The sequence below is a fragment of the Oleiphilus sp. HI0043 genome, assembly GCF_001634935.1.
The window spans coordinates 1-1015 of sequence record NZ_LWEY01000721.1 but is presented as its reverse complement, the minus strand read 5'-3'; the positions used below and the strand labels follow the sequence as shown (position 1 = coordinate 1015).

Below are 1015 nucleotides of genomic sequence, written 5' to 3'. Positions count from 1 at the left end.
CTTACATTTAGGAGAATGGGACCATGTCTCTATCTAAAGACGATATTTTAAATGCAATCGCTGAAATGAGCGTAATGGACGTTGTTGAACTAGTTGAAGCAATGGAAGAGAAATTCGGCGTATCTGCAGCTGCTGCTGTAGCTGCTGCTCCTGCTGCTGGCGGTGACGCTGGTGGTGCTGCTGCCGCTGAACAGACTGAGTTTGACGTTGTTCTTGCAGGCGCTGGCGACAAGAAAGTTAACGTAATCAAAGCAGTTCGTGCTCTTACAGGTCTTGGCCTTAAAGAAGCGAAAGCAATGGTTGATGGTGCTCCATCTACTGTTAAAGAAGGCGTTAGCAAAGACGACGCTGAAGCTGCTAAGAAAGAGCTTGAGGAAGCTGGCGCATCTGTTGAAGTTAAGTAACTATAATTATAGTTATTTGATGCATGCAGAAGCACACGCATCCTAACGAAATTGGCTGGTAGCATTTGCTGCCGGCCTTTTTCTGTTGTTAGTTAGTAGATAGCTTTCATTATATTGATGCTAACAAGCATCATAGAACAAACTATAAGAAGGTTTGTTAGAAAGGAATATTTGGCAAAGCCTTGAGCATGCAATAAGTATCTCTTTCTAAACATAGCCTGTTATTAAACGGTGTCAACCGTTCAACAATTCAGACCGTTAAGTCACAAAACTGGGGAATATAAATGGCCTACTCGTATACAGAGAAAAAGCGTATTCGTAAAGAATTTGGCGTGTTACCAACCGTCATGGATGTGCCGTATCTTTTGTCTATTCAAATAGACTCGTACTTAAGCTTCTTGCAGAGTGACAATGACCCAGAGTCTCGTGACGATGTTGGTCTTCACGCTGCATTCAAGTCAGTTTTTCCAATTTTGAGCTTCTCAGGTAATGCTGCATTAGAATATGTGAGCTACCGTTTGGGTGAACCCGCATTTGACGTAAAAGAGTGTATTCAGCGTGGTGTAACATACGCAGCTCCATTGCGTGTTAAGGTTCGATTGATTATTTAT

Annotated in this window: 2 protein-coding genes; both read left to right on the top strand. The window is 42.5% G+C overall.

What is annotated here, in order from left to right:
* The first annotated feature begins 23 nt into the window (after nucleotides 1–23).
* A complete protein-coding gene (gene rplL, locus A3729_RS08445) occupies nucleotides 24–404 on the top strand; it encodes a 50S ribosomal protein L7/L12 (protein ID WP_068507428.1) in 381 nt (126 codons plus the stop codon).
* 284 nt (nucleotides 405–688) lie between these two features.
* Nucleotides 689–1015 (top strand): hypothetical protein (locus tag A3729_RS08440; RefSeq protein WP_156497807.1); only part of this gene is annotated, 327 nt, incomplete at its 3' end.